Below are 15,136 nucleotides of genomic sequence, written 5' to 3' on the forward strand. Positions count from 1 at the left end.
GTTCGCCGGGGACAATGCATGGAAGAGGTGATGCCAACCGTTGGTGGGGTTTCCGCCACGGGGCGCGAAGATGGCACCCTTGAGGGGTGGCAACAGGGAGGTAAATGGTTCAGTTTCGAGGGGCATGCCATTTTCAGCCGGATGGCAGGCTCGGGCGAACCGCTGATTCTGATTCACGGTTTTCCTACCGCCAGCTGGGACTGGAATCGCCTCTGGCCGATGCTGGTTCAACAGCACAATGTTCTGACTCTGGATATGCTGGGATTCGGCTTTTCCGACAAACCCTCCGATTACGACTACTGCATCGAAGACCAGGCCGACCTGTTCCAGGGTTGGATTGAGGGGCTTGGCCTGCCGTCCGTGCACCTGTTGGTCCATGATTATGGTTGCAGTGTGGCCCAGGAGCTGCTGGCGCGGGAGCAGGAAGGCGGTCTGCCTTTCCGGATTGCCAGTGTCTGCTTCCTGAATGGCGCGCTTTTCCCGGAAGTCCACAACCCGTTGCTGATTCAGAAACTGTTGAGAAGCCCCTTTGGCGGGTTAATCAGCCGAGGCCTTACCCGACGGAGTTTCGAGCGCAACTTCCGCCGGTTGTTTGGTAATCAGAATCCGCCGGATCGCCAGGATATGGAGGACTTCTGGCATCTGCTGACCTACAACAACGGTCGGGGCATCCTGCACCATCTGATCCAGTTCATGGAAGAGCGCCGTTGTCACCGGAACCGTTGGGTTGGCGCGCTGCAGAAGGCGACTCAGCCGATGCGACTGATTTCCGGTACGGCGGATCCTGTGTCGGGCGCCGGTATGGTAAGACGGTACCGGGAACTGATACCTGATGGCGATGTAGTGACTCTGAGAAACATCGGGCACTACCCGCATTTCGAGTGCCCCTGGGACGTTTTCAGCGCCTACCGGGAGTTTCGTAAACGCTGCGATCAGTAAGCGAGGCAGCTACTGTGTTTCAGCCCGACGCGGAATCGGGCATGTCTTCGGCGCCGCGGCCCACAACCGGAAGTGGTCGAGCGGCATTGACCACCTGGTTGCGACCCCGTGACTTCGCTTCGTAAAGTGCCTGATCTGCCCGGTTCAGCCAGATCGACCAGGTTTCTCCCTTGCTGACTTCAGCGACGCTGGCGCTGGCCGTCACCCTGATGTCCTCAAGAAATGGTCGGGCGCTGATGCTCTTCAAAAGCTGATTCGCCAGCACATCGGCATCTTTCTGGCGGGTTTCCGGCAGGACGATCATGAACTCCTCGCCGCCGATTCGGAACAGCTGATCGCTTTCCCTTAGTCGTTTGCCCAAACGCAGAGCCATCTCCGTGAGAACCTTGTCACCGGCCAGATGGCCCCATTGATCGTTGATGGTCTTGAAGTAGTCCAGATCCAGCAAAATCAGGCTGGATACCCGCTCATACCGCTCCCGCATCTGAATCTGGCCGTTGAGAATATCGGCAAGCTGTGACCGGTTCAGGCAGCCGGTAAGGGGATCGGTGGTTGCCAGACGGGTGAGTTCCTGCTGAAGCCGCCCCACCAACCAGGCGAAGATCATCGCAAACAGGCAGGTCAGGCCCAGTGAAAAGGTGATCCTCCAGAAGTCGGCCTCAGGAAAGCTTAGGAAGGAGACTACAGCCATAACCACCACAAAAATAATGTTGCTGGCGATTGCTTCCTTCAGGGGCAGCAGGAAAAACAGGGCCATGGCAGCAGGGTACGCCCAGTAGAGGCCGGCGTGGCCATTGATGTGTGTGGAGTAGGCGGCACTGACGACGGCAAGCAGCGGGAAAAGTCGGCCCTTGAGAAAGTAGGTGCCACGGAACCTTAAAAAAGCGATGACCAGCAGGGCATTGGCACAAAAGACAACCAGCAAGGAAGAAAGCAGATAATGGGATTGCTGCCATTGCACCAAAACCAGCGGTGCGACCGCGATGAACGCCCAGAAATGGAGGTGATAGACCAGCTGACGTTTAAAACCCAGCACCGCGAGGGTCGGGTTGGTTGCAAGGGTAGAGGGTGCTACCGAAAAATTCACAGCATACTCCCGCTGTCCGAGTCGTATCCGCCCGCGTCCTGTGCCGGGACCGTCTTGAAGTCTAGCATGGCCGTTTCTCTAATGAACCAGATAGCGTCGTTTATGACCACCATTAGTTTTGTTCAGTTGGCCGCGCCTTGTCCACTTCGCTAAACTCCGCGGGAACAATTCAGGGATACGCCCAGGGACACCCTATGACTGCTATTCATACCCGAGAACCGGCTCTGACGATCCGGGCCGGCCGTCGCGCGATGCAGCGCCTCAGGGAAAAACCGTTTTCGCCCGAGGACGTGCATGTCATTCCGGGTGCTGCCGGTGGTCCCAAGGCTCTGGGAATAAGTGGCCTGGATAAAGCCATTTTTGGTGACTGGCTGCCGAGGGTTCGGCAGGAGCGATCATTGATCGGCTCGTCGATCGGGAGCTGGCGGTTTGCCGCTGTGGCCTCCTCCGATGATCCGAAAGCCCAGCTCGCCCGGCTGGCGGAGCTTTACACCGCACAACGCTTTGCCAAGGGTGTCAGCGCTGCGGAGGTGAGCCGCAAGAGCGTGCTGTTTCTGGAAGAGCTGCTCGGTGGCCGGGAAGACGCCATTCTGAACCACCCATGGTACCGACTGAACGTTGTGGTTGTTCGCAGTCTTGGCATGCTGGCGGAGGATGCGCGTGGGCGGTTGGGTCTCGGCCTGATGAGCGCCATCAGTGCCAATATGGTCAGTCGCCGGCATCTGGGCCGTTTTATGGAGCGGGGCATCATCCACGACGCCCGTCTGAAAGCGCCTGTGGCAAAGCTGGTGGATTTCCCCAGCCACGAGGTTGCCTTGACCCGCGAAAACCTGCTGCCTGCCCTTCTGGCTTCTGCGTCCATTCCCCTGGTGATGTCCGGTGTCCGCAATATTCCCGGTGCACCCGAAGGGGTCTACCGTGACGGTGGCCTTCTGGACTATCACCTGGATCTGCCCTACCAGCAGCCCGGCGTGGTGCTCTACCCGCACTTCACCGATAAGGTGGTGCCCGGCTGGTTCGACAAGTCTCTGCCCTGGCGGCGGGGCGACGCCACCCGGTTGCAGGATGTACTGCTGATTGCACCCTCAAAAACCTATCTGGAATCTCTGCCTGACCGGAAACTCCCGGACCGGAAGGATTTCGAGCGCTATGTCGGTGATGATGCCGGCCGGGAACGGGCCTGGCGATCGGCCATTGCCGAGAGTGACCGCCTGGGTGACGAGTTTCTGGAGCTTATCGAAACCGGGCGTCTGATGGAAATCGTCAGGCCCCTCTGAACGCAGTGTTTCTATAAGAGTGTCTATACTGGTTCGGTACAGTCACGAATTGAGGAACAGATTATGTCGGATGACAAGCCGGTGGTCGCCAGCAAGACGCCTTTCTCTGAATTGGTGGAGGCAGGAAAGAACTACTTCTGGTGTGCCTGTGGCCGCAGTGGCAGCCAGCCATTCTGTGATGGCTCCCATAAGGGAACCGGTATAACTCCGGTTAAATACGAGGCGGAAAAGAAAGAGTGGGTCTGGTTCTGCGGGTGCAAGCAGACGGGCAACGCCCCCTTATGCGACGGCACCCATAAGACCCTCGACTAGACCGCCAAACGTCGCAGTGTACTTATCCTGAAGCCTGAAAGGCCGTGAACCGGGTCTTTCAGCGCCCGGACCCTGAGCACGACGGGAATCTCTTTTTCCTGGTCCCGGTGGAGCAGGGGAAGAGCGTTCCGCTCAATGGAGCTTTCACTCCGGGCGTCCTTTGCGTCTGGATCAGACCGACTGCACTCCTATACTCTAGTCCAGCTCTGGAAGAGAGGGAAATACTCAGGTCCGGACCTTGCCGGCTGCGCCGTAGACCAGCAGGAAAACGGCGAAAGCGGTCACTACAACGGACGGGCCGGCGGGCGTGTCCAGGTGCCAGGACAGACTCAGGCCACCGGTCACCGCGACAAATCCGAAGGCAACCGCCATGGCCACCATCATTTCCGGGTTGTGGGCCAGTCTTCTGGCCGTCGCAGCAGGAATGATGAGCAATGCGGTAATCAGCAGGACACCGACAATTTTCATGGCCACGGCGATGACCAGGGAAAACATCAGCATCAGAACCATCCGCAGACGCTCCACAGCCACACCTTCTACCCGGGCAAGCTCCTCGTGAATCGTGCTCATCAGCAATCCGCGCCAGAGCACTGCCAGGAGGAGCAGGATCAGTGCCGCGCCCCCGTAGATCCACAGCAGGTCTTCACGGCTCATGGCAAGAAGATCCCCGAACAGCAGGCCGGTCAGGTCCACGCGGACATCCGGCATGAAACTCAGCGTTACCAGGCCGATGGCCAGGGCGCTGTGGGCCAGAATCCCGAGCAGGGTATCGGTTGCCAGGGTCCTCGTTCGGGATAGCAGCACCAGTGCCATGGCCAGGACCACGCAGGTAATGATCACACCAACGTTCAGCGGCACGCTGATCAAAAAGCTCAGGGCAATGCCCAGCAGCGCCGAGTGTGCCAGGGTATCGCCAAAATAGGCCATGCGTCGCCAGACCACGAAGCAGCCCAGTGGTCCTGCCACGAGGGCCACGCCGAGTCCGCCAATCAGGGCACGCCAGAAGAAATCGTCCAGGACGGCATCAATGATGGGCATGATCACACTCCGTGTGTCCGCCATGCCCGGATGGGGCGCCATGGGACCCGCTTTCAACCACATCCCCGTGCAGGTCATGACTGTGGTTATGGTGGTGATGATAGACCGCGAGAGACTCTGCTACAGGGCGCCCGAACGTCTCGATGAAGGCCGGGTCGTGGGAGATGTCTGCAGGGTATCCGCTGCAGCAGACATGCTGGTTCAGGCAGATAACCTTGTCGGTTGCTGCCATGACCAGGTGCAGGTCGTGGGAGATCATGATTACGCCGCAATTAAGGTCGTCCCGCAGTTGGCGAATCAGGTCATACAGCGACGCCTGGCCATTGATATCGACACCCTGGGCCGGCTCATCCAGTACCAGAAGATCCGGTTTGCGGGCCAGGGCCCGGGCCAGCAACAGCCGCTGCTTTTCACCGCCGGACAGGTGGTGCACGGAGGCGTGCAGCAGGTGGCCGACGCCGGTGCGGGAGAGAGCGGCCTCACATTCACTGAGCGACCGGCCGCTGAGCAGCATGAACCGCTTGACGCTCAGGGGCAGCGTGCCCTCAAGGGTCAGATGCTGCGGGACATAGCCGATCACCAGGTTCTTTTTCACAGACACCTGGCCCGCTGATACCTTCTGAATGCCCAGAACTGCCTTGATCAGCGTGGTTTTGCCCGCCCCGTTGGGGCCGATGATCGTGATGATGTCGCCCCGGCGAATCTTCAGGTTGACACGGTCAACCACGGGACGTTCGTCAAACCGGACAGTGAGATTCTCCAGGCTGACCAGAGGATCAGTCATGGCTCGGCTCCGCCTGGCAACGGGGGCAAAGCCCGGCAATCTCAAGCGTGGTGTTCTCGGCCCGGAAGCCTTCCTCGGAAGCCGCTTTGCGGACTTCCGTCGAGACTGCCGGCGCGGTTAACTCAAGAACATTGCCGCAAAGGCGACAGATCAGAAACATACCGGTGTGGCTTTCACCCGCGTGGGTACAGCCGATAAAGGCGTTGAGTGACGCGATGCGGTGCACCAGCCCATGCTGCTGAAGGAAATCCAGTGCGCGGTAAACCGTCGGCGGGGCTGCGTTATGACCATCCGAGGACAGTTCCGCGAGAACATCGTAGGCGCCCAGGGGCTTATGGGACTGCCAGATCAGTTCCAGCACCCGCTCCCGGATCGGGGTGAGCCGGGCATTCTGACGCTGGCAAATGGCTCGGGCGTCAGTCAGAGCCTGGCTGACACAGGCGTCGTGGTTGTGGGGCCGGTAGGGAATGGCTCGGGCGGACATGGTGGAGATCCTGCAAAATTTGAAACATTATAACATTTACAGAGCTGTCTGCCATGCCCGGCAGTAGAACAGAAAACCGGTCAGTGTCGGGATTTCAGAACCAGGGATTCCAGATATTCCAGGTTCGGAATCCAGGCGTTCTCGCCCTCTACCTCAACCAGCATGAGGTCCGCCGGCCCCGGCTCGCCGTCGAGTTTCCTGACCTGTTCCTCGGTCAGGCGGGCCTGGCTGGGAATACCCTGGGTAACCAGGGCCATAAACGGGATTTCCTTGTGGCGGTCTCCGATGGTGTTGAGCACAACGATACGGCCACGATTGTCACCGGGAACGGTGAGGGCGCCGCCGTTGGCCGCATCGTAGGAAATTACCGGGAGCTGAAGGCCCCGCCAGTCCAGATAGCCAACCAGCCATTCCGGTGTGTTGGCGCCCGCGTCAGAGCTGGCGTAGTCGACTACTTCCGCAATCGAGACGTTTGGCAGCAACAGTTGCCGTCCGCTCATGGGAATCATGACGCAGGAGAGGGATTGGCTGTTGTCATTCATTGCTTGTTACCTCAGGCGGAGTCCCGTTTCTGCCGACTCTTGAGCAGGCAGGATTCTTCAATGGTTTTTACCAGTTCCCGGGCCAGTTGTTCCGGGGTGCCACAAAAACCGGCGCAACCTGTGGCGGCCACGGATTCGGGCATGGAGCTGTTGCCGCAGCTTGTGCTCTCCTGAACCCAGATCCGGCTACCGTAAGCTCTCAGCAAAGGCGCCGCAATAGCGCCATCATTGCCCATGCCGGAAAAAAGAATAGCATGGCAGCGCTGGCCGTAATGATCGGCGACATTCAGCAAAACCTGATCAATAGAGGGGCCATAGGGACCTGGCCAGGCATTGCTGGTTTCCGTCAGAGCGCCCTGTTCGCTCAACTTCCATTCGTGCTCTACCGGCATCAGCACAACATCACCATTCTGAACCTGGCAACCCTCTTCTGCCCGCTTGAGCTGATAGTGGGCGTGGCGTCCCAGTACCCGGGTCAGAACCTCGGTGAAGTTGCCATCAATGTGCTGGGCATAGATAAAGCCCACGGGCAGGTTCGGAGGCAGGTGATCCAGGAACGTTTTTACCGCCGCCGGACCACCCAATGAGGCGCCAAGGATCCAGACTTCCTCGGCCACCGATCCGGGAACAGCCGGTGGAATCCATTGTGGCAGGTCCGGTGATGCTGTCGCCGCTGTCGTGTCCTGCTCCAGCTCTGCCAGCGTGGCCTCGGAATCCAGCTCTTCCAGATGCCCCAGTTGTTGCTCGAGCTTGCCCAGCAGCCGTCTTTCCCAGCGAAAGTACTCGGTGCTCCCGGGCTTGGGTGCTTCGTCCAGCCCGAACAATACCGGTGCTTCGGTGTTTTCAAGAAGGTGATCGAACAGTAACGGGTGATCAGCCTCGTCCTCGAGGGTTACCAGCCATAAGCTGGCATCGGGAAACTCCGGATAGCCCATCAACCGGTCCGGATCCCCGGAAAAACCCACCTCGAGACCGAACTTGGACGTGGCGGCCTGCAGCCGATGACGCTGCAGGACCACGTCCGAGACGATCCCGACCTTTGGCCGGCCACACTGGCCGGTCATCACTGTCTTCCGGTCAGCCGCTCAATGGTCTCAAGCAGCTCGGTTTCCTGGAACGGCTTGCCGAGGTACTCGTTGACACCAATGGCCAGCGCACGTTCGCGGTGTTTTTCGCCGGTCCGGGAAGTGATCATGCAGATCGGAGTTTCCCGCAGGTTATCGTCGTGGCGAACAAAGCTGGCAACTTCGAAACCATCCATCCGCGGCATCTCGATATCCAGCAGGATAATGTCCGGTTTGTGGTCCTGAAGCTGTGCGACCGCATCCAGGCCGTCTTTGGCGGTGATGACTTCCATGCCATTTCGTTCCAGCAGTCGTGAGGTGACTTTCCGTACCGTTACCGAGTCGTCCACTACCATGACTACGGTAGCCTGTTCCTCGTAGCGGGCCGATTCGCGAGCCTTCTCGAGATTGGCCAGGCGCTGACGCTCGGACAGGATGTCGGAACGGATCATCGCCGGCAGGTCGAGAATGACGACCACGTTACCGTCACCCAGAATGGTGGCACCGGAAACACCCCGGACCGTACTGAACTGCGGACCGAGGGATTTAACAACAATCTCCCGACTGCCCATCAGGTTGTCTACCTGCAGGGCCATGGGCTGCTCGGCGCCGCGCACCAGAATCACCGGTAGCGGCAGGGCCTGGCCCTGCAGTTTCGGATGATGGTCACTGTTCAGCAGGCTGCCCAGGTACTGGAGCCGGTATTCCTGGCCGGCGTATTCGTACAGCGGGGCATCCGGCTTGTAGTATTCCTCAAGCTCGTAGGTACTGACCCGAACAATACCCTCGATGGTGTTCAGCGGGATCGCGTAGAAGTCCTCGCCGGTAGAAACCATCAGAGCCCGGTTCACGGAAACCGTGAATGGCAGGCGCACGGTGAAGGTAGTCCCGCGGCCCACGGCAGAATCGATATCCAGGCTGCCGCCGAGCTGCTTGATCTCGCTGGCAACCACGTCCATGCCCACGCCGCGGCCGGAAATCTGGGTTACAGCCTGTGCCGTCGAGAAGCCCGGCTGCAGGATGAACTGCAGAATTTCCCGCTCGGACAGTTCTTCATCTTCCCGCAACATGCCCTGACGGATCGCCTTGTCGCGAATCACCGAAGAGGGAATACCGGCGCCATCGTCAATCATACGGAGGACAACGTCGCCGCCTTCCCGGGTCAGTGACAGGGTCACCTCGCCGGTATCCGGCTTGCCGGCCTTCTTGCGGTCTGTCGGATTTTCGATGCCGTGGTCCAGGGCGTTCCGGAGCATGTGTTCCAGGGGCGCGATCATGCGCTCGAGGATGTTCCGATCCATCTCGCCTTCGGGGTTGCGCACATCGAAGTCCACTTTCTTGCCCAGCTCGCCACTGATCTGGCGGACGATCCGGCGCAGGCGCGGCACCATCGAGGCGAACGGAATCATCCGGGTCTTCATCAGACCTTCCTGGAGTTCCGTGTTGATCCGTGACTGCTGTACCAGCAGGGTTTCGGTGTCCCTTACCCGGTCAGACAGGGTTTCCCGCAGGTCTGCAAGGTCAGAGGAGGATTCGGTCAGAGCCCGGGACAGCTGCTGGATCGAGGAATAGCGGTCCATCTCCAGGGGATCGAAGTCGTCGCCATAGTCAGGGCCGTGCTCTTTTTCAGCGCTGAACAGGATCTGGGCTTCGGTCTCGATCTCCATCCGGCGCAGCTGCTCACGCAGACGCTCGATGGTGGCGGCCATTTCATCCAGGGTGTGGCCAAAATCACTGGTCTGCTGCTCCAGCCGGCCACGGGTAATACTGGTTTCGCCAGCCAGGTTGACCAGCTCATCCAGCAGCGGCGCGGATACCCGGATGGTTTCCTGGGCGGCGCGCTGGGCTTCGGCCGCTTGTTTGCGGGCCTTGGCCGGCGATTTTCCGGGCTTGGGTGCCGGTACCACCGGTTTTTCCGCTTTGGCAGGCGGTGCCGATCCTTCTGGCTTCTTCGGTTCCGACGAAGCAGGGACTGGCGCTGGCTGTTCGGCCTTTGTCGGTTCCGGCACGCCCGAGCCGGACTCATAGCCTTTACGGATATCGGAAACCAGGGCAATGATGGCGTCGTGATCTTCGGTAATAGCTTGCCACTGTGTTTCATCCGGGGCATTTCCGCCCAGATCAATCAACCGGGTTTCAAAGGCGTGGGCCTTGTCGCCAAGTTGGGTCAGCTGGGAGAGACGTGCACCGCCTTTGAGGGTGTGCAATGCTCGCTGGACTTCCTGGTTGAAGTTGTGGTTTGCCGGCTCCTTGCGCCAGTCATCCAGCAGCTGCTCCAGTTGATCCATGATCTCGCCGGCTTCCTCCAGGAAGATCTCCAGTACTTCCGGATCGATTGCTTCCTGTTCGGAGTCTTCACGGGGAGCAGCGGATTCCTCGGTGGCGACTTCGTGGGCTGCCTGAAAGTCTTCAATAAGCCCGGTATCCGGTTCGAGCTTGTTGCCTTCTTCCAGGTTGTTGAGCATGGCCTTGAGGCTGATCAGTGCCCGGTCGCTGAGGCTGAGCAGAGTCTTCTGATTATTGGACCCGGAAATCAGAGGGTCCAGGGCGTCTGACCAGGCTTCTGCCAGGTTGGCTATCGGATCAACGTCAGAAAGCCGCGCACCGCCCTTGAGGGTGTGCAGTTCCTGCTGCAGCTGGGTCAGTCCGGTCAGTTCCTCCGGCTCGTCTCGCCACTGGTCCAGACACTCACTGATGGCGTCGTAGATTTCCAGACCTTCGTCCAGGAAGATGCCGATCAGGTCGTCATCACTGGCCTGAGTAAGGGTCTCGCTCAGACTGGGGGCTTCTGACGCTTCCGGGGCCGAAGCCTCGGCTCTCTCGGCCGCTGCCGGTTGTTCCGGCTCTTCCTCATGGTCATCGGACGGCGTCGCTTCGCCCCGAAGGACGGATTGGACGCGGGCGACCAGCTCATCGGCCGGCGGGCATGGCTTCTGGGTGGCTACCTGCTCGACCATCTGCGCCAACCGGTCATGGCAGGCAAACAGCAGGTCGTTCATGGAGTCGCTGGCTTCCAGCTGACCTTCCGCAACCTTTTCAAACAGATCTTCCAGCACGTGGGTCAGGTCGCCAATGGGCTCGACGCCTGCCATCCGGGCGCCACCCTTGAGGGTGTGGACATCCCGTTGCAGTTCCGCCGCAATGCTCAGGTTCGAAGAGTCTTCGGTCCAGGTGTGCAGGGCGCTGCCGGTAGAGTTGATCAGATCGTAAGCTTCCTCCAGGAAGATACCTAGCAGTTCCGGGTCGAGATGAGAGAGATCGGCAACACCGTCTTCCGTCTCATCGCCTCCTGCGGCGTCAGCATCGGAATCGACCGACTCATCAACGTCCGGGAGCGGTGCCTGTTCTTCTTGGTCGGTTTCCGGTTCGGATTCTTCTTCCGGGCTGGCAACGTTGGTGACCGGGCGTGTTCCAGTGGCGTTGTCCATGTAAGCCTGGATTTCGCCAATCAGATCCGGCGCAGGACGTGGCGGCTCTTTGGCTTCCAGATTCTCAACCATGCCCGCGAGTCGATCATGGCAGCGGAACAGCAGGTCTGACAGTTCGTCGTTGATCGACAGCCGCTGTTCGGTCAGTCCCTCAAACAGATTTTCCAACTCGTGGGAGAGATCGCCTACGGCAGGGATGTCGGCCAGGCGCGCACCACCCTTGAGGGTATGCAGATCCCGTTGCAGCAACCGAAGGATATCCAGATTTCCGGTGTTTTCGCTCCAGTTCTGCAGCGCTTCGGCGGTACTGTCGATGAGGTCGCGGGCTTCTTCCAGGAAGATTTCCGCCAGTTCCTCGTCCATGTCGTCATCGGATTCGGACATTTCCGGAAGCGGCGGTTGTTCTGTGGCTGCTGGCTCTTCGCTTGCCGGTACTTCGGTTTCATCAATCTCGAAGCTGAGATCAATTTCCTCAAGGTCACCGGTGAACTCTTGCTCGAAAGCGTCCGGTTCCTGGCTTTCCCCGGTCGGAGCCCGCTTCAGGCTTTCGAGCGCGGTAACCATATCGTCGCTGGATTCTGTGGCAAGTCCGGCGGCCACCTGATCCATCATGTTGATCAGCTGTTCGTGAGCTGCCCGGACGGTCTCGAAGAAGGCTTCATCCGGCGCCTCATCGTATCTGGCGGCTTCGTCGTAGGTTTCTTTCAGTGCACCCGAGAGTGCGGCAACGTCGCCGAGCCCGGCTTGGGAGGCACCGGAGGTCAACTGCTCCAGTTCAGAGCGTAGCGGGTTCAACGACTCCATTTTACCGGGGTTGTCGGCCCAGTGATCGAGGATCCGGTCGGCATCCAGAACAATGTCGAGACCTTCGTTCAGGAACAGCTGAACCAGCTGTGACGGCGCCTGTTGTGGGTGCTGGCGCGGGGCATCTTCACTGTGGCTGCGGAGTGTCTCATCCGTCAGTTGCTCCAGCTTCTCGAGGAAGGCTTCGGTGCCCGGCAGCGAGGCCTGGGGGTTTTCACGAATCTGGGCCAGTCCCTGGGTCAGGAAATCGCAGGCGGACTCGATCAGCGAAAGAACGTCGCGGTTGGCGCGCTTGTTCTGGGCCCGGGATTCCTTGACGAATCGCTCCAGTGGGGTGATTACCGCAGCGATCGGCCCGATGCCTGCTGTATGGGCGCTGCCCTTGAGCGTGTGCAGCGCGCGGGAAAGATCATCGGTGTAGGTAACTGTGGTTTTGTCGCCCGATGCCGAGAGGAAGTCTTTCAGCGTCTGCAGGTGAGTCTCGGTTTCGCTTTCAAAGATATCCAGCAATACCGGGTCGACCGCATCTTCTTCAGCCGTCTCGGTCTCTGCCCCTGCAGTGCCCGTTTCGCCTTCGGTCACGGCTTCGGAGCCGTCCGATTCGGCGGTCGGCATCATGCTGGCATCAGGAATCTCGCCGTTGGCCAGTGCATTGGCGCGGGCTTCCAGGTTGGAGGTGTCGACCGACGGAGCGCGGCGCTTTTCAAAATCTTCGACCAGAGCCGGCAGATTGGCGGTGACGTCCTCCAGCAGGCTGGCAATGTCGTCGTTCATGAAAATGCTGCCGTCGATGACGCGGTTCAGCATGTTTTCCACGGACCAGGCCAGCTCACCCACAACCAGCGCGCCGACCATACGGCCACTGCCTTTCAGCGTGTGGAAGGCACGACGGACTTCCGACAGGGCGCTGCGGTCATCGTGTTGGCGCAGAAGCATCGGCAGGTATTCGCGAATGGTGTCCAGCACCTCACCGGCTTCTTCAACAAAGATTTCGAGTATTTCATCGTCAATCAGGTCGTCGTCATCGAAGGACTCTTCAGGCACGGCCTCAGCGGTGGCTTCTTCATCTATGGGCGCCTCGATTTTCTGCTCTTCGTGTCCCGCGTCGGCGATTGTGTCTTCGACCTCAGGAGTTTCCGGCTCCGTCATGGCATCGTCATCAGTGCGACGGGTGGTTGCCATGGCCTCGGCCCGGGTGATGAGCTCCTCGACGTCGCCCGCGGTCTGGCCGTCCTTGAATTCACGAATCAGTGAAGGAATGCGGGCATTGACCTCGTCCACCAGGGAAAACATGTCTTCGGTGGGACGAATGGTCTGATCGATAACGCGGTTCAGCAGGTTTTCCACCGACCAGGCCAGCTCACCAATGCTGGTAGCGCCGACCAGTCGTCCGCTGCCTTTGAGGGTATGGAAGGCGCGACGAACCTCGGTCAGGGATTCCCGATCATCGTGATTCTGACGCAGCCGGGGATAGAATTCATGGATGGTTTCGAGAACCTCTTCGGCTTCCTCGACGAAGATGTCGAGAATCTCGTCATCCAGAAGCTCCGAATCCGAACTCTTGGTTCCTACAGGGGCGGCCGTGTCGCTGGTTTCAGGTTGCTCTTCAACCGGTTCAACGATCGGGACTTCCTCCGCGGCGGTTTCCGTCCAGGTGGGTTCGGCCCCGACCGGGAAGCCGAGGGACGCCAGACTGTCTTCCGCAACCCTGAGAATCGAATCGTTCTCTCCAATCCCTTCGGCAAGGCGCTCGAGGTAATATTCAATGCTGGTGACCGCATCGGCCAGGATGTCCAGCTGCTTCCAGTCAGGAACCTGTTTGCCGTCCAGAAGCACATCGGTAATGTAGCGCTCTGCCGAGGCCAGCATACTTGCAACCCGGTCCAGCGGGATCAGGCTGAGGCCACCTCGAATGCTGTGCAGCAGGCCAGGGACATGCTCGATTTCCCGGGTATCCCATTGCGAGGCAATGAAATTGACGATGGCGGATTTGACCTGTTCCAGGGTGTTCCGCGACTCTCGCAGCAGAGCGCCGCTGGCTTCGCCCAGTTCCCGGGAGCCAAGGTTGATCGGCGCATCGGAGGTTTCGTCTGCGGAGGACTCGTGCTGACCTTCACTGTCCAGACCGGCGAGACTGGCTTCGACGTAAAGCAGCGCCCCGGCGATGTCCATCAGCGTGCCATCATCAACCAGCTCGGCCTGGGCGCTGAGCTTCTCAACCAACTCGACCTGCTCGGTGATCACTTTCCGCGGTATGCCCAGACCCAGTACAGCCAGGGTATTGGCCACCTGACGCAGGCCCGGCAACAGGTCCTCAAGCTCACTGTTCTGTCTGAGCTCTGAGCGAACAAACAGATCCAGCTGATCTTTCAGTTTCGCAAGCTCTTCATTGAGCGCGCCGACAACGGAATGGATGGCATCCCGGCCGGGGCCGGACACTCTGGTACGGGCGGCATCAACATCGTCTTCTGACGGCAGCGCCTGGTTAAGCTGGTATGCATCCCGCAGGGCACTGACCTCTGGGGAATCCAGATCCCGGGCACGGGCAACATAGTAGAGCAGGTGTTTGAGCAGCGCTTCTGGTACCGGTTGCTGAAGGATATCGGCATGTTCGTCGGTCAGTCGGCGTATTTCACTGTCCAGTTCCCTGAGCAGGGATTTCACCGCCGCATTCACCGGGTTTACGTGTGCCTGCAGTGTTTCCACGAATGCACTGGCCGCTTTCCAGAGTTCACCCCGAGGCGTTTTCTGGCACAAACGCATCAGCCGTTGAATAACCTTCTGCATGTACTCGAAGTGGGCATCGAGATCCGCTTCCCGGATGACACCGGCCAGCGCGAACTGATACATCTGGCGCAGTTTGCGGATATGGCCCAGAACCGTCGGGTCCTGCAGGCGCTGGGAGACCTTTCCGGTCACGGTGATTCGGGATGGGCTCAGATCCGGTTTGAACAGCGAGGTATCAGACAGCAGGGATTCGCCACGGGCGGCCCTCAGGTCGTTCAGCAGCGGCAGTAGCACCATTGGAAAATCGTCCTGGCTGCTGGCCAGATGCTCAAGGTATTGGGGCAGTTGCAGGATGGCCTGCATCAGGACCTCAACGGCTTCGTTGGTATTGGCAACGGTTTCGTTGAGCACGGCCTGGGTGAGCTTCTCCATTTCCTCGGTGAGCAGGGCTGCACCGTAGAGCTCGACCATTTGCAAGGTGCCGTGAACCTGATGGAGATAATTCAGGCAGAAGCGCAGGCGCGCGGTGTCGTCACGATTCTCGACATACGCTTCCAGTGCATGCTGACCCTGGGTCAGCGTGTCCTGTATCTCTCCCCGAACCCAGTCGAGGGCGATGCTGTCATGGTGATTGCCCATAACCACTCCGG

Annotated in this window: 10 protein-coding genes; 3 read left to right on the plus strand and 7 right to left on the minus strand. The window is 59.5% G+C overall.

Annotated features, from left to right (window positions below; translation table 11 throughout):
- The first annotated feature begins 18 nt into the window (after positions 1–18).
- Positions 19–939: an alpha/beta fold hydrolase gene (locus tag CFT65_RS03165; protein WP_088826575.1), complete on the plus strand. Its 921-nt coding sequence runs from the start codon at positions 19–21 to the stop codon at positions 937–939.
- Positions 940–958: 19 nt separating this feature from the next.
- Here CFT65_RS03165 and CFT65_RS03170 read toward each other — a convergent pair whose 3' ends face one another.
- On the minus strand, positions 959–2,026 hold the full coding sequence (locus tag CFT65_RS03170) for a GGDEF domain-containing protein (protein ID WP_088826576.1): 1,068 nt from the start codon (positions 2,024–2,026) through the stop codon (positions 959–961).
- Positions 2,027–2,220: 194 nt separating this feature from the next.
- Here CFT65_RS03170 and CFT65_RS03175 point away from each other — a divergent pair, with 194 nt between their 5' ends.
- Both CFT65_RS03175 and CFT65_RS03180 read left to right on the plus strand, forming a co-directional pair.
- A complete protein-coding gene (locus CFT65_RS03175; RefSeq protein ID WP_088826577.1) occupies positions 2,221–3,303 on the plus strand; it encodes a patatin-like phospholipase family protein in 1,083 nt (360 codons plus the stop codon).
- A 63-nt stretch (positions 3,304–3,366) separates the two neighbouring features.
- A complete protein-coding gene (locus CFT65_RS03180; protein WP_088826578.1) occupies positions 3,367–3,615 on the plus strand; it encodes a CDGSH iron-sulfur domain-containing protein in 249 nt (82 codons plus the stop codon).
- A gap of 225 nt (positions 3,616–3,840) precedes the next feature.
- On the opposite strand, the gene znuB is transcribed toward CFT65_RS03180, so the two are convergent.
- The 6 genes from znuB to CFT65_RS03210 all read right to left on the minus strand — a co-directional run bounded on the left by znuB (position 3,841) and on the right by CFT65_RS03210 (position 15,125).
- Positions 3,841–4,653 (minus strand): zinc ABC transporter permease subunit ZnuB, encoded by an 813-nt coding sequence (znuB, locus tag CFT65_RS03185; protein ID WP_088826579.1) that lies wholly within the window; start codon positions 4,651–4,653, stop codon positions 3,841–3,843.
- Positions 4,640–5,437 carry a zinc ABC transporter ATP-binding protein ZnuC gene (gene znuC, locus CFT65_RS03190; RefSeq protein ID WP_088826580.1) on the minus strand — a complete coding sequence of 266 codons (798 nt, stop codon included), beginning with the start codon at positions 5,435–5,437 and terminating at the stop codon, positions 4,640–4,642. The genes znuB and znuC overlap by 14 nt, the downstream gene beginning before the upstream one ends.
- The gene (locus CFT65_RS03195; protein WP_088826581.1) at positions 5,430–5,921 is read right to left on the minus strand and encodes a Fur family transcriptional regulator; all 492 of its coding nucleotides are present in this window, start codon (positions 5,919–5,921) and stop codon (positions 5,430–5,432) included. The genes znuC and CFT65_RS03195 overlap by 8 nt, the downstream gene beginning before the upstream one ends.
- Positions 5,922–6,001: 80 nt before the next feature.
- Positions 6,002–6,463: a chemotaxis protein CheW gene (locus CFT65_RS03200; RefSeq protein ID WP_088826582.1), complete on the minus strand. Its 462-nt coding sequence runs from the start codon at positions 6,461–6,463 to the stop codon at positions 6,002–6,004.
- 11 nt (positions 6,464–6,474) lie between these two features.
- Positions 6,475–7,527, minus strand: coding sequence for a chemotaxis protein CheB (locus tag CFT65_RS03205; protein ID WP_088826583.1), 1,053 nt, complete (start codon positions 7,525–7,527; stop codon positions 6,475–6,477).
- A complete protein-coding gene (locus CFT65_RS03210; protein ID WP_088826584.1) occupies positions 7,527–15,125 on the minus strand; it encodes an Hpt domain-containing protein in 7,599 nt (2,532 codons plus the stop codon). Before CFT65_RS03210 ends, CFT65_RS03205 begins: the two co-directional genes overlap by 1 nt.
- Positions 15,126–15,136 lie beyond the last annotated feature (11 nt).

The sequence above is a fragment of the Marinobacter sp. es.048 genome (assembly GCF_900188435.1).
In the GTDB taxonomy this organism is placed as follows: Bacteria; Pseudomonadota; Gammaproteobacteria; order Pseudomonadales; family Oleiphilaceae; genus Marinobacter.